This is a genomic window from Bacillus sp. LQ16, from assembly GCF_057784645.1.
On record NZ_JBYNWB010000002.1, the window covers coordinates 1 to 16,324 of the forward strand.

The following is a 16,324-nucleotide window of genomic DNA, read 5'->3' on the forward strand; positions in this document are numbered from 1 at the left end:
AGAAATAAAGGGGTGAATAAACGTGTCGGAATCAATAGGAAATGTGATGACTCGGATAGTGAATACATCGGCTTGTAGTGAAGAAACAGAAGGTTATACATGCGAGCATTGTAATAAGTACATTGCAGCAATAACTGTTGAAGTTCCGCAATTACGTATTAAAAACAAAATATTGCCTACTTGTGAATGTGTTGTAGAACGAGAAGAAGCAAAAATACGTGAAGCTCAAAACTTTGCTAAGAAACGCGAAATAGAAAAGTTGTTCAGTATCAGTAATTTAGGTGAAAGGTTTTCTAAGAGTACATTTGAAGCGTTTTTAGATAGAAATGGATCTGAGACAGCTCACAAAATAGCAATGAAATATGTGAAGACATTTAAAGAATGGAACGGTGAATCGCTAATGATCTGGGGAGAACCTGGAAACGGCAAAACTCACCTAGCTGCCGCAATTGTTAATGAGCTTTCTAAGAAAGGATATATTGTAGTGTTTCAAAGTGTTCCGGAATTATTGCAGCGCATTCGCAGCACATTTAATAGCGAAAATAAAGAAAACGAAACGCAAATCATGAGAGCACTTTTAGAATGTGACTTACTTATATTAGATGATATTGGAGCAGAAAAGACCACGGAATGGGTAGAAGAGAAATTGTTCAATATCATAGATGGCCGGTATAGAAAAGAACTTCCAACCCTGTATACGAGTAATTTAGAACCTAAAGAGCTGAAACATCAAGTTGGGAAACGTTCGTATGACCGAATGGTTGAAACGAGTCTAACTGTAAAAAACGAAGCTGCAAGTTATAGAAGAGAAATAGCGAAGCAACGCTTACAAAGATTTATAGAAGCGTAAGGAGGGTAAGAAAATGCTATTCGATGATGTACAAGCTCCGTCTAAACCATATTGCGATATATGCGGTGCAGCAATTGATAACATCGACATTCATGAAGTGTACATTGAAGAAAAAAAGATTACAGCATGTTCAATTTGTTACGGCGATCCAACTGTTAGAAGAATTGAAACGAAAACACTGTTCGACTTAATCAAAGCGGTAGGAAAACGTTATGGGTACCGTAAGAGCATAAGGGAAGTACACCAGTTAATTGAGGAAGAAAAAATCAGTATTGAAATTGATGTGTTAGAAAAAATGGAAGGGCAGTTATTGCGACAGCCAACAGATAAAAAGATTGAATTTTCAGACGAAGAATTACTATACATCTTCAACAAAATTCGTTTAAACATTGCTGGTCATAACAATATGGCTTTTGCGGTAGCTCAGATATCAGATCAAAGAATCGAAGTGGTAATCAGAAAGGATGACGATTATGTGCGCGTGTAACGGAACTGGAGTGATTCAAAACGGTATTGGAATGGGAATGTATCAATTTGGACCATGCGTTTGCAAGGCAGCTAATCAAACGCATGAGGAAGTGGATAGAAATCGTCATGCCGTTATAGCGAGACTAATGGAAATCCATCGTATACAGCAGGAAGAGAAAAAAGGCGTTGTGGCATGAGGAGCGGTCAACTTTCGTTTGAAGATGTCATAGGAACTTTTGACTATGCAGCGACTAGTACTTCAGAGAAATTCCTACATAGCAATAGTCATAACGCTATAACGCCTACGTTTGAAGTTCACTTCTATGATCAGGATGAGAAGCAAAAAATAGATTGGTTTGAAGTAAAAAGCGAAGAAGATGCAAAGAGCGATGCCGTAGTAAAGCATGGAAGGATTCAAATTATAAAAACGGCAGTAAGCAAAAGGACCTTAGCGGAGATTATGGATTTGGATTAGGGGGATTGAAATGAAAACAGGAATTTTAAGTCAATCTGATTACAAACGAGCCGAAGCAAATGGAATAAACAAAAATACATTAAGAAATCGCGTTTATAACTGCGCATGGGATGTTGAAGAGGCCGTTACAACGCCGCCAGGAAAAAAACGCGAATCGAAAAAAAGCCAATCTGAAATATGGTTAGAAATCGCAGTGAAAAATGGAATGAATCCTAATACATTTTATAGTCGTCGTAATTTAGGGTTTACTCCGGAAGAAGCGGCTACAAAACCAGTTAAAAAGACATCTGAATTTATTAAGAAAATGGCTAAATTAGCTGAAATGAATGGAATTAACTATCAAACATTTCACTCACGGATACGTAATTATAAGTGGGATATAGAATTGGCAGCCACAGTCCCTCCAATGGAAACAGGGAGACGTTGTTGTAACTAATTTAAAGTGAGGAAGGTGAAACTTTATGGAATACAATCTTGTTCCTACTTGGGAAGAATACGAAATCGCAAAACAAAACGGAATCGAGAAGAGTACGGTAAACCAGCGAATTAACGTTAATGGTTGGAGTGTAGAAGACGCGATTAGCAAACCTCTATTCGTTAGTTTAAAAGAGAAGTATGCAAAACAATGGGAATTGGCACAACAGAATGGTATCTCATATGACACGTTTTTCTCTAGAATTAAGCGTTATAACTGGACTCCTGACGATGCAGCGAAGACACCAGTTTTATCACCAATAGAATGCACGAAAAGGGCTCATTCAAAAATAGATATTATAACGCCGTCGCAGTACCACACAGCACTGAATAACGGCATAGGGAAACGAACGTTAAGAACTAGAGTCTTTGTACTTAAATGGGATATAGAACGCGCAATAACGACACCGCCTAACATTAAACATCGAGCTAAGAAGGAGGCAATCTAAAAATGGCTTTAGATCGTTGGCTAACCGATGAGGAACGAGCAAAGGCAAAAGCTAATGGAATAGGTACAAAAACATTATATTACCGCCTATATATATCTGATAAATGGGAACTAGAGGAAGCCTTAACAGCGCCACCTGGAACGATTAGGCATGAATACGAAGGAGAAAATCATAAATGGCTTAAACTAGCGAAGGCTAACGGAATAAAAGTGAAGCTTTTTCATCAAAGGAGAAAACTCGGTTGGGGACATCATAAAGCGGCGACAAAACCAGTAAGAAAAAAGAAGGTGTCAGGTAAATGAAATACAAAGCAGTTCCAACAGAAGAAGATTACGAGATTGCAGCGCGTAACGGTATTAGCAAAATGAATGTGTATTTACGAGTAAATAAGCGTGGATGGGAGATAGACCGCGCTATAACGGTACCAGTTAGAAAGAAGAAATACGGGATAGGATTAAATGCCGGATTAAAAAAGTTAGCGGAACAAAATGGGATTAGCCATACAACATTATATAAAAGGCTTAAAAGTGGTATGGACCCTTTTGAAGCAGTAACAACACCAAAAAAACACAAACAGTGGGAGTCTTTAAGAGAAATAGCTAAAGAAAATGGGATTAGCACATCTTCATTTTACGCAAGGATGGATAAAGGTATGGATCCATACGAAGCAGCTACCAAACCGCCACGTAAGTATAAAAAGAAACAAATCAGCTAGGAGGCAACATGGACAGGCAAGACGTTTTAATCAACAAATTAATCGATAATCACATATACAAGCTACCAGATGGGCGCGACTTATTTGAAGGAAGTTGCGAGGAACTAGCGGGGCTGTTGGAAAGGGATGGGGAACATGAACAAAACGTTTGAATACGGATTCGGAGCGATTGCTGTAACAAAATCTAATATGATATCACGTGGAGAAAACATGGAGTCTCTGTGCTTGGTTGATATCACTGAATGTGTAAGTGACGATGAAATATCTACAATGGATCAGAAAGAACTTGGACAGTATATAGATTTTCTGCAAGAGGTACGTAATGAAATGATTGAGATCGATAAGAGAGAAGGTGAAAAGTAATGAAAGCAAAGGAGAATGGGGTTTATGAAATCACTAAGTTAATTAGTGAAGCAAAGGGAGGTAAGTGATGAAAAAAGAAACCGCAGTGCAGGTGCAAAGCGAACTTGAGGTAGTAGAGAGTGAGATTCGTAAGATGGAATATCACTTGGTTGGATTGGATAACGAGAAGCGGAAGACGAAGCTTTCATTGGAAGTGTTGAAGAAGCAGAAAGAGAAATTGAAAAGTTACTTATAAGGAGCGAAACGGAATGTTAAGCATACAAAAGATTTTCGAAGCGCAGGACAAGCTAGATCGTAAAGTTGTTGAGGTTCATGGGTTAGAAGGCAAAAACCTAACTGGTGATGTGACACACGCATTATTTACGGAGTTAGGTGAGTTAAGTAATGAGATTGGATTCTTCAAGTATTGGAAGAAGAACAAAAAGAATGATAAGGCGCGTCAGTATGATGAATGGGCGGATTGCATGCACTTTATGGCTAGTTTGGGTAATAAGTACGGGCATTTAGAAATTCTGCTGAACGAAGATTTACAGGCAGCTATTGCTGATGATATAAACAACACTCAATCACTCTCATATCATAGGTTGTTTGAAATAGTCTATACGGCAGATTTTAGTGTTCCGAGAGAGTACACAATTTCATTAGCTTCAATAGTAGTAATTGGATTGAAATTAGGCATGACATTTGAAGACATGGAAAAGTCGTACTTTGATAAGAACCAAGTTAACTATGATCGACTAGCGAGCGGATATTAAGACAAAATTTGAATTTTGTTTGAAAGTGAGGTTAAAGCAAATGAAGTTAATGATAAAAAAGAACGGTAAGTATAAATCGGTAAATTTAGAAAGAAGATTTTTTAAACATAAACCCAAAACAAAACGTTTGCGTAAAAAGAAATTTTGGTTCTTGTGTGCGGATTGCGGGAAATGGTTTAACAAGTGGGAAGGCACTTGTGCAGTTAGGGTTGATGGTGGAAGAGTTTGCCCTACGTGTTTTCGAGTGAGAATGGAAAGAATTCTTGCTGAAAGAGAAAAATCTAAAACTCAATAAAAGCGTTATTTTAATCGAAAAGGGGAATGAAAGATGGAAAATAGAGATCTGAATATTTTAATTGCAGAACAAGTTATGGGTTGGAAAGTTGCAGTTGCTATGGATGGTGTAACTGAGTATTACGATAACGGAACGCTTTGTGATGGTAAGTGGGTTGATGATGTTGGGATTCTTGAAAAAGATAACTTAAACGTATTTAAACCATCAGATAGGATACAAGATGCATGGCTTGTAGTAGAAAAGATGAGAAAGGATTATGATTTTTGGTTTGAATTAACTACACATGAATCATTTTCTTTAAAAACTAAATGTTATTTCCAATTAGATGATATTGATGTAAGTGCTGTCTGCGAAACTGCGCCAATGGCTATCTGTAAGGCTGCATTGCTAGCGATTGAAGCCAAAAATAAAAACTTAACAAAATAGTTATTTGAGAGAAAGGGCGAAAAATAAATGGAAATTAATGTTAATGTCGAGGTCAAAGACAGAAAATATTCAGTAGGAGATATTATTGTTCCTATACGTACAGGAACGCCACACTTCATATACAGAGACCCATCAACAAACAAGTACTCACTTGTGAGCGATTGTATGAGTACATGGGCTTCAGGGTGTTTTGAGGATGTAGATAATCTTATAGAGGATCTAAAAAGATGGACAGAATTTAAACATTATCCAAAAAGCGAGTATCAACTTGATTTAGTACCTAAAGATAAAAAATAAACAAAATTCTTATTTGGCAGGTGAATGGAATGAAAATAGTACAATGGCTAGCTTTTATATATTGGTCCATAACTGGAATTGCGATGCTTTTTGGTTATGATCCATTACGTGGGTTACTTATAGCAGCATGTTTCACCTCGGCATTATTCTTTTTGGAAAACGCCACAAAATAGGCAAATAAAATCGTTATTTGGGAGGAGGACGGAAATGAAAGAAAATAAGTTTCGTGCATGGGATGAGGAACTTAAAAAGATGTATTCAGGTGATGATATCGAAAGTGAAGATAATTTAGATGCATGGTTGTCCTATGGTGAATTAGCGATTTATCGAATTCATAACGGTGAATACAATCAGTTAAAACCACTACAATACACTGGGCTAAATGACAAAAAGGGGAATCCGATTTATGAAGGAGACATCGTACGAGTTAGCTGTCATCCGTTTGATATAGATAGTAATTATGAGGTTGGATATAACGAGTACATGGAACTCAGTTGTGGTTCATATTATCTGTCCAAAATGAGAAATTGGGCGGAAGTGATTGGGAATATTTATGAAAGCCCAGAGCTAATTAAAAATTAAACAAAAACGCTATTTTGTGCAAAAAATGTTTTTGGCCACAATGTGAAAGTTTGGAACAAATTAAAAAAAGGACGGATATAACATGAATGAAGATTGTTTAAACTGCGGCAATTCATTATCAGACGATGATAATAATCTGTATTGTTCGGTACATCAAAAGATAGTAGATGAAGATGAAAAGTGTGATGAATACAATTAAAACTCTTAATTATAAATAGCTCAAAAGAGTAGTGGAAAGCGAGGTGGTGATATGAGTCTTACTTTTATAGATCTCTTCAGTGGTGTTGGCATGATGAGAATAGGATTAGAACAAGCTGGTCATACCTGCATTGGTTTTTGCGAATGGAACGAACCTGCAAGGAAAACATACGAAGCGATGCACGATACAGAAGGGGAGTGGACGGAACATGATATCAGAAACGCAAAAGGAATTACTATTCCGTCAGTGGATATTTGGACAGCCGGATTCCCCTGTACGGACATTTCTAAAAATGGAAAACAAAAAGGACTTGCAGGAGAACGATCCGGACTATTTACAGAAGTTATCCGGCTCATCAAAGAAGTACCTGAATATAAGAAACCTGCCTACTTGCTCTTTGAAAACGTTGATAACACATTATCAGTCAATAAAGGATGGGACTTCGCCCGTATTCTCGCTGAAATGGATGGAGTCGGGTATGATGCGGAATGGGATGTTATCACCTCAACAGAGGTTGGAATCCCTCAAAGAAGGAAAAGAATATTCATTGCAGGATATCTTAGAGGATCAGGTGTCCGACGAATATTTAGTTGATACAGAAAAGAACAGTTGCATTTTAGAAGTAACGAAAGAATATGTGAAAGTAAGACAAGCCACTAGACAAGGATATGATATCGGTGTTGTCGGTGACGCTATTAATATAGCAGTACCAACATCCAAGACGCGAAGAGGTCGCATAGGGCACGGTGTGGCACAAACATTACTTAGATCCAGGGAACAAACTACTTTACGTAACGGGAAGTTATATTGGCTCACAGAAAGAGAATCATGGAGATTACAGGGCATACCGGATGAGTACTTTGATCGAGCAAAAGAAGTAACATCACCGAATCAATTATATGCACAGGCTGGTAATGGATTGACTGTTAATATAGCGAAGTTTATCGGCGAACGAATGGGTTATATAGAAGATTAGTATAAAAATTTCATTTTGTCGAACTCTTTTTGAATAAAGTTACCTAAATCAATTGATAATATCTAACGCAAGGAATACAATTGAATAAAGTTACTTTATTCAAAGGAGAGATATATAATGACTGAACAAAACAATCGTGGTGGAAAAAGAGAAGGTGCTGGTCGTAAAGCAATTGGTGAGACGAGAAAGGTATCGCTAACATTACCAAACGAGTTATGGAGCGAGATAGAATTTCTGTGTGAATACGATGGAGAGAGCCAATCTAAGGTGATTCGAAAAATGTTAGAGAAGCAGATGCCGAATACAAAAATGATACAGGATATAAAAGAGTTCCAGAATGCTAAAATTGGTGCTGATATTACAAGTAATGAGGATGTCGTAGATTTTTGCGTGAAATTGGTTCACGAGATATTTATACAGAAGAAGCATAAATATGAACCGGAAACTATTTTGAAGAAAAAGGGGATATAAAGATGTTTGAAGATATACAAGTGAAGTTCCCACCAATTGGTGAAGAACACATTGAATTTCAGTTCTTTTTAGAGGTAGAGGGAAACGAGTTTTACAAGTTTTATAAAAAGGAATACAAAAAATACTTATCTGAGTATTTTCCTGAATACCAGGATACATACGAAGATTATCTAAAAAAGTTTTTATTACCACATTTAAAAGAATTTAAAGAGATACGTTTAGGACATGACTTATTTAATGGTGAAGGTGTATGGATCGGTGTGGATTATAAGAACAATCATCGTGGAGTGGTGTTGCCAAAAGTTGATTTTGACTTTTATAAAGGAGCTTTATCTTATCGATACTGGAATGAGAAACAGAATAAGAGCAGCTAGCAAAAGCTAACTGCTCATCTCCAAGGGGGAACAAGGAGAAAGGCTAGGGACTTCATTAAATAGGTTTTGGCTATCGCCTATCTATATTATTGACGGAATATTGAGTTTTATTCAAGTGAGGATGATGGGATTGAATTTCTTTTTCGGATTATTTGGAGGTCTTCTAATAGCGTTTATTGTTAGGAAGATTGATGTGAACTACCTGATTAAAAATATAGATTCGGATACGCCTATAAGAATTGGAAATCGGTTCTGTTTTATAAAAAGCGAAGAGAAAAACTCAATAAAATAATCCTTTTAATAGAAAGTGAGGTGAATATATGGATAAGATATATGCATTTCAAATTGCAACAACAATAGGGTTATTAACCATGATTACGCTCAACATTATAACTGGTCAGGAAGTAAGATCATCTTCAATAGTTGTAGCTGCATTTTGTTGCGTAGGAATGCTCAAATTTAATCCATTGTATAGAGAAATAGTTGAAAGGTATAGAAAGCGAGGTTAGGAGAATGCAAGAGTTAAAAATGAGAATGGAAGCAGCAATAAATGAACCTGACAAGAAGAAGCAAAGGGAAATGGTTCAAGAGATTATGGGAAGCGAAGTAATGGCCCAATTTAAGGAGTTATTCCTAAGAGTATGGAATCAGATTAAAGAGTTTGTAATTAAATGTGAAAGGACGATAAGGAAGTATAAGCGTACCGTTTCATTTAAAAGACAACATATTAAATATAAAAGATGGTGTTAGGAGGAATAACAATGGGACTAGGAAATCGTGGGATGGTATTTGAGAAGCTTATCAATCTAGCGAACGAAATGTATCAAAGAGGTGGAGTGGCGCTTATAAACAAGCGTCCGACTCCAGTGAAGGTGATTAAGAGTAAGGGTAGCCAAGTGTTAAATGGATTCTATGAAGCTAAAAGTACAGTAGACTATGATAGCGTGTATAAGGGACGAGCAATAGCGTTTGAAGCGAAATCTACAGAGAATCCTGGACGCTTTGATTTAAAGAACATTGCACAGCACCAATTGGATTACCTGGAGAAAGCAGAGAAGATGGGAGCGATATGTTTCTTCCTAATTGAGTTTAGCAAGGACAAGTCAATATTCGTTGTACCACTATCGGTCATTCAATCTTATGTAAGGATGTCTCATCAACCGAAGGGCAAGAAGTCTATACCAAGAGCAGACTTTGATGTTTATGGTTACTTAGTAGAACAGACGGAACGAGCGTCAGTTGATTACTTGCAATACGTAGATGAAGCAGTAGCGCCGGTTATATTTGATGGAATGATTCAATTTGATCAGGACCATAAGAAAGTAGCGAATAACATTGAAGCAGCAAAAGAGAAGATGGCCAACAAGAAACGTAAATTATTAAAGGCTTAATGGATAACGGAACCATGCAGAGTGGATGGTGGGGGCTGCTCGCTATGCATGTTTCCCTTATTCAACAAAGAGTTAGTAAAATTTCACGTACCTTACGTGATGTTAAAAAGACAAATTCAGAAATAGGGGGATTCCTTCATGGAGAGACAATTAACATTATTACCGGCTGTAGATGATAAGAAAGTACAAAAGGAAGTAGTAAGCGTATTAAAGGAGTACAGAGCACTCAAGATGCGATTTAGTAATGATGTGGAGCAGGAAGGAATTAGTTTATTCCCTGAGTTACGTGATTCAAGGAATACGAGTAAATGGAAGGTGCAGCAGGTTGAGAAGGCACTTCACAATTTATTAGATGAAGACGAGCGGAATATTGTTGAACGCAAGTTCCTGACTAATGAGAGAGTAAAAGATTCCGATGTTTATCATGATCTACTACTCAAGAAGACATATTTCTATGAGAAGAAGCAGAGTGCAGTTAAATTGATTGCTACAGCACTAGGAATCATCTAAAAACAGCGAACAAAACGCGAACTTTTTGGGGGACTAAATAAAATGCTAAAAATTATAAATTATATGTACAAGCCCTTTGACAACCGCATATCGAAGAGGATTAGTACACCTATAAGTGAAACGTTCTTATGCGAGAATGTCACGGTAACGTATACCGCATAGTAGGGCGGGCAAGGCGGTAAGAACCCGCGTTAAGACGAAAAGACCAATGAATGTATGACAATGACATATTCCAGTGTGGCGGGTGTGAGATAACTCGCATTCGTCATACTGTTTCTATTGTATTTTATCAATCAGCTCGGAATGCGTCCTCTGGGTTGATAATAAATATAAGTCTATTTCCCTCTAATATGTCGGTTCTTGAAAATGGAATGGGGGTGGTTGCTCATGATTGAGTGACGCTTGCATTCTAAAAAGCTAAAAAGTATACGTATCTCGTACATTAGTAATTACTCACGATTCTTATTAATGACCAAAACGAGGGCAAAGAGTTCCACTCTTTGTTTGAGCCAATACAGCGGAAACATTCCCCTTCCGTCCCTCTAGTGTATTGGTTCAAACAAGGCGTCGGAAGAAACATATACGTCTTGGATATAATAATTCCAGCTATATAAAAGATTTGGTCAGCTAAGGCCTTGCGACAGCCGAAGTATTGACCGACTCTACGGAGTATAAACAAGAGAGTTCCTATCTCTCTTTGAACCGATGACAGCTCTTACGCATGGAGCAAACTACTGAACGTCGTCGGTTGGAAGAGGTTATGAGGAACGATTTCGACTGTTTCCCTAGCTAAATCAACGATGGTGTAAGGTGCATATTCGCGAAGGTGAGGGTTCAATTCCCTCTGAGTTGATTTAGTGAGGAAACTGTTGATTCTTAGTCTTCTCCCAGTCACCGAACGTAAAGCGCGTAGCTAATAAGAGCTAAAAAATTACATGATGCGGTGGCTTGGAGAAGGTTGAGAGTGCTCAACCTTAATCTAAGAGAAACTTTTGCCATTTGTTTTCTCTTTTTTCTCCCATCCCCTTGAAAGCTGTCACTTCGGTGATGGCTTTTTGTTATAATTAATGTAAAAGGGATGGTGATTATAGTGAAGTTAATTGAAGAGAAATTTACACATTCGTATAACGCCGGAGCGAATGCGATAGCTATTGATGCGGATGATAAGAAGATTAAACAATATATATTAGAACATGCTAATTTGCATTATCTTGGAACTGGATTAGGTGATCCAGGTTGTGATTGTGAAGATGGTGATTTTGAACAATACGAAATGTTGAGTATTCGAAATGAAGTCACGCCGGATGATATATTAAATGACGAATGGATTACAGTAACTGTAGATGAAGAATTATATGCAGTACATAAACCATTTTTAGATATTATATACGATAGTAATATTGAATTACTTAAAGAAGAAATAGAAGAAAACTATGATGATTTTGTGGGGTTCACTGTTGTTCGTTGTCCTAAGTGTAAAACATGGGCAGTATGCGATTGAATGTATATATTTAAGTCTAAGCATCCATAATGGGTGCTTTTTTCTTTGTTATATAGAAATTACACATTAAACGTAGATTTGAACAAAATGGACATTTGGTTAGGAGGATTGTTATAAATGATGGGGCTTAATCCACTTGATGAATGGTGGAAGATGAGTAGCTACACAAAATGGTATCACTACCTTTGGGCAATGCCACTAATAGCAATAACAATCGGAATAGCATGGGTAGTCATTACTGTTGGTTATGCGGTTTATGGATTGGTGGATTTATTTAAGAAATAGGAATGATGTAAATGATTAAACCAATAGCAATTATCGTAGGCGCTGCCGTGATCTGGGTGGCGTCTTGTTTGTTGTTAAGAAAAGATAAGGGTTAACAAAACAAACGAACACAACGAATGAGAAAAGCAAGAATCAAATGATTCCTGCTAGGTGCAGAGCTGTGATTAATTGAGCGATAGCAATAATAAACTCTGGTGAAATATTTAAATTGAGTTTGATGTTCATGCAACTACTCCTTTCTTCATTAGTCCTTACATGGGTATATACAGACTAAAAGGAAGTTCGTAACAGAAAACAGAAAAAATATAGATAGTTAACAAAGTGAAGTTTATGCAGGGAATAACGGTGTTTAGGTGCTGAAAATGGCGTTTTTAAGCCGATGTATAAAATTATGAATACCTCTTATTCATAGGAAATCACAAAAACACTGATATCAAGGTATTTCCCGTTTACCTTATTAACATAATGCAAGTTATCGGCAGTCATTATGTGTATATTATTCATTTCCCTGCATAAATTAGTTTTCGTTATGTATTTTTCAAAATAAGATTCTTTTGAGGTGATTTCGTGGCTATTCCAACGAAAATAATAACTTGTCCACATTGCGAAGGTACAGGAAGGGAATTGAATTACTTCGATCCACCTGTTACTGAGTATAGAAGACCAATGACTATTTTAAAAATGGAGCGTTCACCTAATGGCCGAGAGATATTGAATGATCCATGTCCTGCTTGTAACGGGACAAAAAGAATTATGGTACCGACTAGATGAGTGTTTTAACTACTACCTTTTTATTTTTGTGTGAGGTGATTTCGTGCTAATCTATACAGTTATGATGTGGGACAACGCTGATACGGATATTATGTTAGCGACTGCAGATAGAGAAGAAGCATTAATAGAATTCGAATCATGTGTAGCATTCTCTTTGCAGGTTTGGGAGAAGGGTGAAGTACTAATTGAAATGATAAACAGTGAAGGTGAGTACTTTGCTGATGGTGGATTAGAAAGATACCCAGAAAAAGGACATCAGTTATTTAAAGAGATAGTTGAACAATTACAGTAGCGAATCTGCTGCTTTTTTAGTTTATAAAGAAAAAAGCCCTACCTGGGCTAGATACTTTTCTTCATGCCGCATTTACGGCACTCTCTTAAATAGATGAAATTTTTAACGGAACTTTTGAATGCGGTATTTCCGCAATTGTCACAGCGCCCGCTGACCTTGTCAGGATGTTCTGTGTATGTGTATATCTTACTTAGATCGTACTTTTGTTCAGGTTGTTTATTCTCCATTAGTTTCACCTACATATCAATCTGAATTAATACAGCTTTATCATAATAACATGAAGCATTCATATAATGGATGTTTTTTTATTTTGCAAAAAGAACCCGCTGGAGTTCGGGTCCTTTTCAGAAGTGATGATGTATTCTCGGTTTAGGAACTGAGAAAAACACAAAAATATAATACATCGAGTTTTTGAGAATTTCAAGACTAAATTAGGGATTACCGCGAGGTGGGTGAATGGCAAAGGAATACGCAAAGAAGTTTTATAAATCAACAGCATGGGAGAAGTGCAGAGAGTCATACATTGCTACAACATTAGATGGAATGTGTGAGCATTGCAAAGAAGTACCAGGATATATCGTTGACCATATTGTTGAGATAACACCAGATACTATAGAGAATCCAGATATCACATTGAATCATGAGAACCTACAGTACTTATGCTTACCTTGTCATAACACTAAGACGTTTGGTAAATCTGTATTGATTAGAGAAGACGTAATGTTTGATGAGAATGGCGATTTGATTAGGAGGGATTAAGTTTAATGATTAGACATTACTTAATCAATACATTAGTTAATTGGCGTGAGAGTTTACGAAAGAGTGAATTGTAGAGAGCTTATAACTATTTGAGAAGCATGTACGGCATGTCAAAAGCAGAGGCGCGTAAGATGGTTGAAGTGTTGAAGTTAGAAGATAGTGGGTACTTCCAATATGAATGGAGGCATCCGGAGTTACGTAAGTTGTTAGGAGAATGGAAAGGAGTGGTATTAGATGGAACTAAGTAAACTTGAGATAGCAATTGTTCTTGGTGTTTTCATTCAAGGTCTAGGTAATGAAATACCTAATAACAATAATGCTAATGATTTGTTTAGACAATTAGCAGAAGAAATGGATAAGGTATTTAGTAATTCAACACTAAATCAAATAAAAGAAGCTAATGAAAGTGTAATAGATAAATTCATTCATGGTTTATTAGAAGAGAACAATCAAGAACAAAAAGAACCAATCCCCCCCTATAAAAAATAAACCAAAGGTCTATAGGGGGACCGAGAGGGGAGCTTCGTGTAATACACAGGTTATTTCGCGTGACCCCCCTACCCCAATACAAATGAAGTGAGGTGTTATTGATGGCGATAAAGAAAGAATTAACAAAAGAAGAACGAGTTAAGAAGGAAGTAAACAGACTTAAACGGATTTATAAAGAGATGCCAAAAGATACCCTCATGGTTGTAGAGGGGTTAATTGTTGAAGCTGCAGACTTACGAGTTCGGTTAGAAGATATTAGGAAAGATCTAGATGAGAATGGTTATGATGAAATGTTCTCGCAATCAGAGAATCAAGAACCATATGAAAGAGAGCGCCCGCAAGCCCGTCGTTATATATCGATGAATAAAAACTACCAATCTATCATGAAACAACTTGGCGATTATGTTCCTAAAATACCACCAAAACCCAAGGAGAATAGTGATGGGTTCGATGATTTTGTAAATGGCCGTGATTAAGTACCCTCTTTCTTACAACCCAATTCTAGAATACTGGTACAAAATAAAAACTAAACAAGTAATTGTATCAGACAAGGTAAGGCGGGTGTATAAAAAGCTCGTTACAGATCTTAGTAGTACAAAAGGTGAATGGGAATATAACGCCAAACGTGCAAATCATGCAATTGAATTCGTTGAGAATTTTTGCAAACACAGTAAAGGTAAGATGGGTGGTAAACCATTCTTATTAGAATTGTGGCAGAAAGCTATGACTGCTGCTTTATTTGGGTTTATTCATAAAATAGATGGTACAAGAAAATATCGCGAGTTTATGTTAATTGTTGCCCGTAAAAACGGAAAATCGGCTTGGGGTTCAGCAATCGCTCTTTATTTAATGGTTGCTGATAATGAACCAGGACCAGAAATTGTATCGGCAGCGACTAAAAAAGACCAAGCTAAAATTATTTGGTCTGAAGCAAAGCGAATGGTGAAGAAGTCACCAATCCTTTCTAAAAGAATTCGTACGTTAGTAGCTGAAATGATTTCAGATTTTAACGACGGTTCTTTCAAACCCCTTTCAAGTGATTCAAATACACTTGATGGACTTAACGTGCATTGTTCATTAATAGATGAATTACATGCTATTGAAGATAAGAATCTTTATGACGTTATTGTTGATGGTATGACGGCTCGTGAACAACCAATATCAATTATTACAACAACTGCTGGTACGGTTCGAGAAGGAATTTTTGATATTAAATATGAAGAAGCTGAGCGTATTATCAACGGTTATGATGATCCAGATGGTTATAAGGATGAACGAGTTCTTCCTATTATTTATGAATTGGATAAACGTGAAGAGTGGACAGAAGAGTCTTGCTGGAAAAAAGCAAATCCTGGTCTTGGTACAATCAAAAACTTAGACCAATTAAGAAGTAAAGTCGAAAAAGCAAAAGCGAATCCTATGCTTGTTAAGAATCTACTTACAAAAGATTTCAATATAAGAGAAACATCAACCGAAGCGTGGTTAACCTTTGAACAATTGAATAATGTCGCTAAATTTGATATTAGCGAACTAAAACCTTCGTATGGAATTGGTGGTTGTGATTTATCTTCTACTACCGATTTAACAGCAGCGAAGGTTATTTTTATGCTTCCGGATAATCCGAACATATATGTTAAGCAAATGTACTGGTTACCTGAAGATTTATTAGAACAACGTAGTAAAGAAGACCAAATACCTTACGATTTGTGGTATGAACAAGAACTTTTAAGAACAACTCCAGGTAATTCGGTTCATTATAAGTATGTTACTGAATGGTTTTTAGAAATTAGAGATGAATACGGCATTTATCTTCCTTGGATTGGTTACGATAGATGGTCAGCGAAGTATTGGGTTGAAGAAATGGAAGGTTATTTTGGTAAAGAAGCTATGGTTCCTGTTGCGCAAGGTAAACAAACCCTTTCAAGTCCAATGAAATTATTGGGGGCTGATTTGGAATCGAAATTGGTGAATTACAACAACAATCCAATTGATAAATGGTGTCTTTCAAATACAGCAATTGATATTGATAAGAACTTAAATATACAACCGAATAAAACGAAGAATCAACGCCGTCGTATTGATGGCACAGCAGCACTTTTAAACGCTTATGTAATCCTTCAAGAGAAGAGAAATGATTATCTCAACATGATTTAAGAA

At 36.8% G+C, this 16,324-nt stretch carries 32 protein-coding genes and 2 pseudogenes; 33 read left to right on the forward strand and 1 reads right to left on the reverse strand.

From position 1 onward, the window contains the following. From AC3EMB_RS27265 to AC3EMB_RS27400, 28 genes and pseudogenes are all read left to right on the forward strand, one after another. A pseudogene (locus AC3EMB_RS27265) lies at positions 1–78 on the forward strand (DNA replication protein); the annotation flags it as partial. Beyond that, a complete protein-coding gene (locus AC3EMB_RS27270; RefSeq protein ID WP_098367008.1) occupies positions 47–850 on the forward strand; it encodes an ATP-binding protein in 804 nt (267 codons plus the stop codon). The pseudogene AC3EMB_RS27265 and the gene AC3EMB_RS27270, both read left to right, overlap by 32 nt. Positions 851–863: 13 nt before the next feature. Next, positions 864–1,337, forward strand: coding sequence for a hypothetical protein (locus tag AC3EMB_RS27275; protein WP_488517786.1), 474 nt, complete (start codon positions 864–866; stop codon positions 1,335–1,337). Continuing rightward, the gene (locus AC3EMB_RS27280) at positions 1,324–1,515 is read left to right on the forward strand and encodes a hypothetical protein (protein WP_488517787.1); all 192 of its coding nucleotides are present in this window, start codon (positions 1,324–1,326) and stop codon (positions 1,513–1,515) included. Before AC3EMB_RS27275 ends, AC3EMB_RS27280 begins: the two co-directional genes overlap by 14 nt. Further along, positions 1,512–1,793, forward strand: a complete 282-nt coding sequence (locus AC3EMB_RS27285; RefSeq protein WP_488517788.1) for a hypothetical protein — start codon at positions 1,512–1,514, stop codon at positions 1,791–1,793. The genes AC3EMB_RS27280 and AC3EMB_RS27285 overlap by 4 nt, the downstream gene beginning before the upstream one ends. A gap of 10 nt (positions 1,794–1,803) precedes the next feature. Continuing rightward, a complete protein-coding gene (locus AC3EMB_RS27290; RefSeq protein ID WP_427272853.1) occupies positions 1,804–2,229 on the forward strand; it encodes a nucleoside permease in 426 nt (141 codons plus the stop codon). Positions 2,230–2,254: 25 nt separating this feature from the next. Beyond that, complete coding sequence (locus AC3EMB_RS27295; RefSeq protein WP_427272852.1) at positions 2,255–2,716, forward strand: hypothetical protein; 462 nt, start codon at positions 2,255–2,257, stop codon at positions 2,714–2,716. A 2-nt stretch (positions 2,717–2,718) separates the two neighbouring features. Then, positions 2,719–3,018: a hypothetical protein gene (locus tag AC3EMB_RS27300; protein ID WP_488517789.1), complete on the forward strand. Its 300-nt coding sequence runs from the start codon at positions 2,719–2,721 to the stop codon at positions 3,016–3,018. Continuing rightward, on the forward strand, positions 3,015–3,431 hold the full coding sequence (locus AC3EMB_RS27305; RefSeq protein WP_488517790.1) for a hypothetical protein: 417 nt from the start codon (positions 3,015–3,017) through the stop codon (positions 3,429–3,431). The genes AC3EMB_RS27300 and AC3EMB_RS27305 overlap by 4 nt, the downstream gene beginning before the upstream one ends. A gap of 8 nt (positions 3,432–3,439) precedes the next feature. After that, positions 3,440–3,583 (forward strand): Fur-regulated basic protein FbpA, encoded by a 144-nt coding sequence (locus tag AC3EMB_RS27310; RefSeq protein ID WP_098367002.1) that lies wholly within the window; start codon positions 3,440–3,442, stop codon positions 3,581–3,583. Continuing rightward, positions 3,558–3,794, forward strand: coding sequence for a hypothetical protein (locus AC3EMB_RS27315; RefSeq protein WP_488517791.1), 237 nt, complete (start codon positions 3,558–3,560; stop codon positions 3,792–3,794). The genes AC3EMB_RS27310 and AC3EMB_RS27315 overlap by 26 nt, the downstream gene beginning before the upstream one ends. Before the next feature lie 67 nt (positions 3,795–3,861). Beyond that, positions 3,862–4,029, forward strand: coding sequence for a hypothetical protein (locus tag AC3EMB_RS27320; protein WP_000712305.1), 168 nt, complete (start codon positions 3,862–3,864; stop codon positions 4,027–4,029). A 13-nt stretch (positions 4,030–4,042) separates the two neighbouring features. Continuing rightward, positions 4,043–4,549, forward strand: coding sequence for a dUTP diphosphatase (locus tag AC3EMB_RS27325; RefSeq protein ID WP_488517792.1), 507 nt, complete (start codon positions 4,043–4,045; stop codon positions 4,547–4,549). Positions 4,550–4,589: 40 nt separating this feature from the next. After that, positions 4,590–4,844 carry a hypothetical protein gene (locus tag AC3EMB_RS27330; RefSeq protein ID WP_488517793.1) on the forward strand — a complete coding sequence of 85 codons (255 nt, stop codon included), beginning with the start codon at positions 4,590–4,592 and terminating at the stop codon, positions 4,842–4,844. Between the two features lie 33 nt (positions 4,845–4,877). After that, positions 4,878–5,270 (forward strand): BC1872 family protein, encoded by a 393-nt coding sequence (locus AC3EMB_RS27335; RefSeq protein WP_488517794.1) that lies wholly within the window; start codon positions 4,878–4,880, stop codon positions 5,268–5,270. Positions 5,271–5,297: 27 nt separating this feature from the next. Continuing rightward, the gene (locus AC3EMB_RS27340) at positions 5,298–5,567 is read left to right on the forward strand and encodes a hypothetical protein (protein WP_488517795.1); all 270 of its coding nucleotides are present in this window, start codon (positions 5,298–5,300) and stop codon (positions 5,565–5,567) included. Between the two features lie 29 nt (positions 5,568–5,596). Next, positions 5,597–5,740 (forward strand): hypothetical protein, encoded by a 144-nt coding sequence (locus AC3EMB_RS27345; RefSeq protein ID WP_488517796.1) that lies wholly within the window; start codon positions 5,597–5,599, stop codon positions 5,738–5,740. 34 nt (positions 5,741–5,774) lie between these two features. Beyond that, the gene (locus AC3EMB_RS27350; RefSeq protein WP_488517797.1) at positions 5,775–6,149 is read left to right on the forward strand and encodes a YopX family protein; all 375 of its coding nucleotides are present in this window, start codon (positions 5,775–5,777) and stop codon (positions 6,147–6,149) included. 292 nt (positions 6,150–6,441) lie between these two features. Further along, positions 6,442–7,324: pseudogene (locus AC3EMB_RS27355) on the forward strand (DNA cytosine methyltransferase). Between the two features lie 117 nt (positions 7,325–7,441). Beyond that, positions 7,442–7,795, forward strand: a complete 354-nt coding sequence (locus tag AC3EMB_RS27360) for a CopG family transcriptional regulator (protein ID WP_488517798.1) — start codon at positions 7,442–7,444, stop codon at positions 7,793–7,795. A gap of 2 nt (positions 7,796–7,797) precedes the next feature. Then, complete coding sequence (locus tag AC3EMB_RS27365; RefSeq protein WP_488517799.1) at positions 7,798–8,169, forward strand: hypothetical protein; 372 nt, start codon at positions 7,798–7,800, stop codon at positions 8,167–8,169. 513 nt (positions 8,170–8,682) lie between these two features. Beyond that, on the forward strand, positions 8,683–8,919 hold the full coding sequence (locus tag AC3EMB_RS27370; protein ID WP_488517800.1) for a hypothetical protein: 237 nt from the start codon (positions 8,683–8,685) through the stop codon (positions 8,917–8,919). 11 nt (positions 8,920–8,930) lie between these two features. After that, on the forward strand, positions 8,931–9,560 hold the full coding sequence (locus AC3EMB_RS27375; protein ID WP_488517801.1) for a Holliday junction resolvase RecU: 630 nt from the start codon (positions 8,931–8,933) through the stop codon (positions 9,558–9,560). 138 nt (positions 9,561–9,698) lie between these two features. Next, positions 9,699–10,070 carry an ArpU family phage packaging/lysis transcriptional regulator gene (locus AC3EMB_RS27380; RefSeq protein WP_000441086.1) on the forward strand — a complete coding sequence of 124 codons (372 nt, stop codon included), beginning with the start codon at positions 9,699–9,701 and terminating at the stop codon, positions 10,068–10,070. Positions 10,071–11,160: 1,090 nt separating this feature from the next. Then, positions 11,161–11,571 (forward strand): hypothetical protein, encoded by a 411-nt coding sequence (locus AC3EMB_RS27385; protein ID WP_488517802.1) that lies wholly within the window; start codon positions 11,161–11,163, stop codon positions 11,569–11,571. Positions 11,572–11,688: 117 nt separating this feature from the next. Continuing rightward, positions 11,689–11,856 (forward strand): hypothetical protein, encoded by a 168-nt coding sequence (locus tag AC3EMB_RS27390; RefSeq protein ID WP_270697250.1) that lies wholly within the window; start codon positions 11,689–11,691, stop codon positions 11,854–11,856. A 567-nt stretch (positions 11,857–12,423) separates the two neighbouring features. Further along, positions 12,424–12,627, forward strand: coding sequence for a hypothetical protein (locus AC3EMB_RS27395; protein ID WP_488517803.1), 204 nt, complete (start codon positions 12,424–12,426; stop codon positions 12,625–12,627). Positions 12,628–12,670: 43 nt separating this feature from the next. Then, positions 12,671–12,919, forward strand: a complete 249-nt coding sequence (locus tag AC3EMB_RS27400; protein WP_488517804.1) for a hypothetical protein — start codon at positions 12,671–12,673, stop codon at positions 12,917–12,919. A 47-nt stretch (positions 12,920–12,966) separates the two neighbouring features. Here the strand turns inward: AC3EMB_RS27400 and AC3EMB_RS27405 are convergent, their stop codons facing one another. Then, a complete protein-coding gene (locus AC3EMB_RS27405; RefSeq protein ID WP_479848602.1) occupies positions 12,967–13,146 on the reverse strand; it encodes a DUF8096 family protein in 180 nt (59 codons plus the stop codon). Between the two features lie 229 nt (positions 13,147–13,375). On the opposite strand from AC3EMB_RS27405, the gene AC3EMB_RS27410 reads away from it, so the two are divergent. The 5 genes from AC3EMB_RS27410 to AC3EMB_RS27430 all read left to right on the forward strand — a co-directional run bounded on the left by AC3EMB_RS27410 (position 13,376) and on the right by AC3EMB_RS27430 (position 16,321). Next, the gene (locus AC3EMB_RS27410; protein ID WP_488517805.1) at positions 13,376–13,678 is read left to right on the forward strand and encodes an HNH endonuclease; all 303 of its coding nucleotides are present in this window, start codon (positions 13,376–13,378) and stop codon (positions 13,676–13,678) included. 107 nt (positions 13,679–13,785) lie between these two features. Beyond that, a complete protein-coding gene (locus tag AC3EMB_RS27415) occupies positions 13,786–13,926 on the forward strand; it encodes a hypothetical protein (protein ID WP_488517806.1) in 141 nt (46 codons plus the stop codon). After that, on the forward strand, positions 13,913–14,167 hold the full coding sequence (locus AC3EMB_RS27420) for a hypothetical protein (protein ID WP_488517807.1): 255 nt from the start codon (positions 13,913–13,915) through the stop codon (positions 14,165–14,167). The genes AC3EMB_RS27415 and AC3EMB_RS27420 overlap by 14 nt, the downstream gene beginning before the upstream one ends. A 101-nt stretch (positions 14,168–14,268) precedes the next feature. Continuing rightward, complete coding sequence (locus AC3EMB_RS27425) at positions 14,269–14,643, forward strand: hypothetical protein (protein WP_000985225.1); 375 nt, start codon at positions 14,269–14,271, stop codon at positions 14,641–14,643. Further along, positions 14,630–16,321, forward strand: a complete 1,692-nt coding sequence (locus AC3EMB_RS27430; protein ID WP_488517808.1) for a terminase large subunit — start codon at positions 14,630–14,632, stop codon at positions 16,319–16,321. Before AC3EMB_RS27425 ends, AC3EMB_RS27430 begins: the two co-directional genes overlap by 14 nt. Positions 16,322–16,324: the final 3 nt, after the last annotated feature.

What these genes read in the sequence shown, in the direction of transcription:
- AC3EMB_RS27270 (WP_098367008.1), top strand. Translation starts at nt 47, where the DNA reads ATGACTCGGATAGTGAATACATCGGCTTGTAGTGAAGAAACAGAAGGT.
- AC3EMB_RS27275 (WP_488517786.1), top strand. Translation starts at nt 864, where the DNA reads ATGCTATTCGATGATGTACAAGCTCCGTCTAAACCATATTGCGATATA.
- AC3EMB_RS27280 (WP_488517787.1), top strand. Translation starts at nt 1,324, where the DNA reads ATGTGCGCGTGTAACGGAACTGGAGTGATTCAAAACGGTATTGGAATG.
- AC3EMB_RS27285 (WP_488517788.1), top strand. Translation starts at nt 1,512, where the DNA reads ATGAGGAGCGGTCAACTTTCGTTTGAAGATGTCATAGGAACTTTTGAC.
- AC3EMB_RS27290 (WP_427272853.1), top strand. Translation starts at nt 1,804, where the DNA reads ATGAAAACAGGAATTTTAAGTCAATCTGATTACAAACGAGCCGAAGCA.
- AC3EMB_RS27295 (WP_427272852.1), top strand. Translation starts at nt 2,255, where the DNA reads ATGGAATACAATCTTGTTCCTACTTGGGAAGAATACGAAATCGCAAAA.
- AC3EMB_RS27300 (WP_488517789.1), top strand. Translation starts at nt 2,719, where the DNA reads ATGGCTTTAGATCGTTGGCTAACCGATGAGGAACGAGCAAAGGCAAAA.
- AC3EMB_RS27305 (WP_488517790.1), top strand. Translation starts at nt 3,015, where the DNA reads ATGAAATACAAAGCAGTTCCAACAGAAGAAGATTACGAGATTGCAGCG.
- AC3EMB_RS27310 (WP_098367002.1), top strand. Translation starts at nt 3,440, where the DNA reads ATGGACAGGCAAGACGTTTTAATCAACAAATTAATCGATAATCACATA.
- AC3EMB_RS27315 (WP_488517791.1), top strand. Translation starts at nt 3,558, where the DNA reads ATGGGGAACATGAACAAAACGTTTGAATACGGATTCGGAGCGATTGCT.
- AC3EMB_RS27320 (WP_000712305.1), top strand. Translation starts at nt 3,862, where the DNA reads ATGAAAAAAGAAACCGCAGTGCAGGTGCAAAGCGAACTTGAGGTAGTA.
- AC3EMB_RS27325 (WP_488517792.1), top strand. Translation starts at nt 4,043, where the DNA reads ATGTTAAGCATACAAAAGATTTTCGAAGCGCAGGACAAGCTAGATCGT.
- AC3EMB_RS27330 (WP_488517793.1), top strand. Translation starts at nt 4,590, where the DNA reads ATGAAGTTAATGATAAAAAAGAACGGTAAGTATAAATCGGTAAATTTA.
- AC3EMB_RS27335 (WP_488517794.1), top strand. Translation starts at nt 4,878, where the DNA reads ATGGAAAATAGAGATCTGAATATTTTAATTGCAGAACAAGTTATGGGT.
- AC3EMB_RS27340 (WP_488517795.1), top strand. Translation starts at nt 5,298, where the DNA reads ATGGAAATTAATGTTAATGTCGAGGTCAAAGACAGAAAATATTCAGTA.
- AC3EMB_RS27345 (WP_488517796.1), top strand. Translation starts at nt 5,597, where the DNA reads ATGAAAATAGTACAATGGCTAGCTTTTATATATTGGTCCATAACTGGA.
- AC3EMB_RS27350 (WP_488517797.1), top strand. Translation starts at nt 5,775, where the DNA reads ATGAAAGAAAATAAGTTTCGTGCATGGGATGAGGAACTTAAAAAGATG.
- AC3EMB_RS27360 (WP_488517798.1), top strand. Translation starts at nt 7,442, where the DNA reads ATGACTGAACAAAACAATCGTGGTGGAAAAAGAGAAGGTGCTGGTCGT.
- AC3EMB_RS27365 (WP_488517799.1), top strand. Translation starts at nt 7,798, where the DNA reads ATGTTTGAAGATATACAAGTGAAGTTCCCACCAATTGGTGAAGAACAC.
- AC3EMB_RS27370 (WP_488517800.1), top strand. Translation starts at nt 8,683, where the DNA reads ATGCAAGAGTTAAAAATGAGAATGGAAGCAGCAATAAATGAACCTGAC.
- AC3EMB_RS27375 (WP_488517801.1), top strand. Translation starts at nt 8,931, where the DNA reads ATGGGACTAGGAAATCGTGGGATGGTATTTGAGAAGCTTATCAATCTA.
- AC3EMB_RS27380 (WP_000441086.1), top strand. Translation starts at nt 9,699, where the DNA reads ATGGAGAGACAATTAACATTATTACCGGCTGTAGATGATAAGAAAGTA.
- AC3EMB_RS27390 (WP_270697250.1), top strand. Translation starts at nt 11,689, where the DNA reads ATGATGGGGCTTAATCCACTTGATGAATGGTGGAAGATGAGTAGCTAC.
- AC3EMB_RS27405 (WP_479848602.1), bottom strand. Translation starts at nt 13,146, where the DNA reads ATGGAGAATAAACAACCTGAACAAAAGTACGATCTAAGTAAGATATAC.
- AC3EMB_RS27410 (WP_488517805.1), top strand. Translation starts at nt 13,376, where the DNA reads ATGGCAAAGGAATACGCAAAGAAGTTTTATAAATCAACAGCATGGGAG.
- AC3EMB_RS27415 (WP_488517806.1), top strand. Translation starts at nt 13,786, where the DNA reads ATGTCAAAAGCAGAGGCGCGTAAGATGGTTGAAGTGTTGAAGTTAGAA.
- AC3EMB_RS27420 (WP_488517807.1), top strand. Translation starts at nt 13,913, where the DNA reads ATGGAACTAAGTAAACTTGAGATAGCAATTGTTCTTGGTGTTTTCATT.
- AC3EMB_RS27425 (WP_000985225.1), top strand. Translation starts at nt 14,269, where the DNA reads ATGGCGATAAAGAAAGAATTAACAAAAGAAGAACGAGTTAAGAAGGAA.
- AC3EMB_RS27430 (WP_488517808.1), top strand. Translation starts at nt 14,630, where the DNA reads ATGGCCGTGATTAAGTACCCTCTTTCTTACAACCCAATTCTAGAATAC.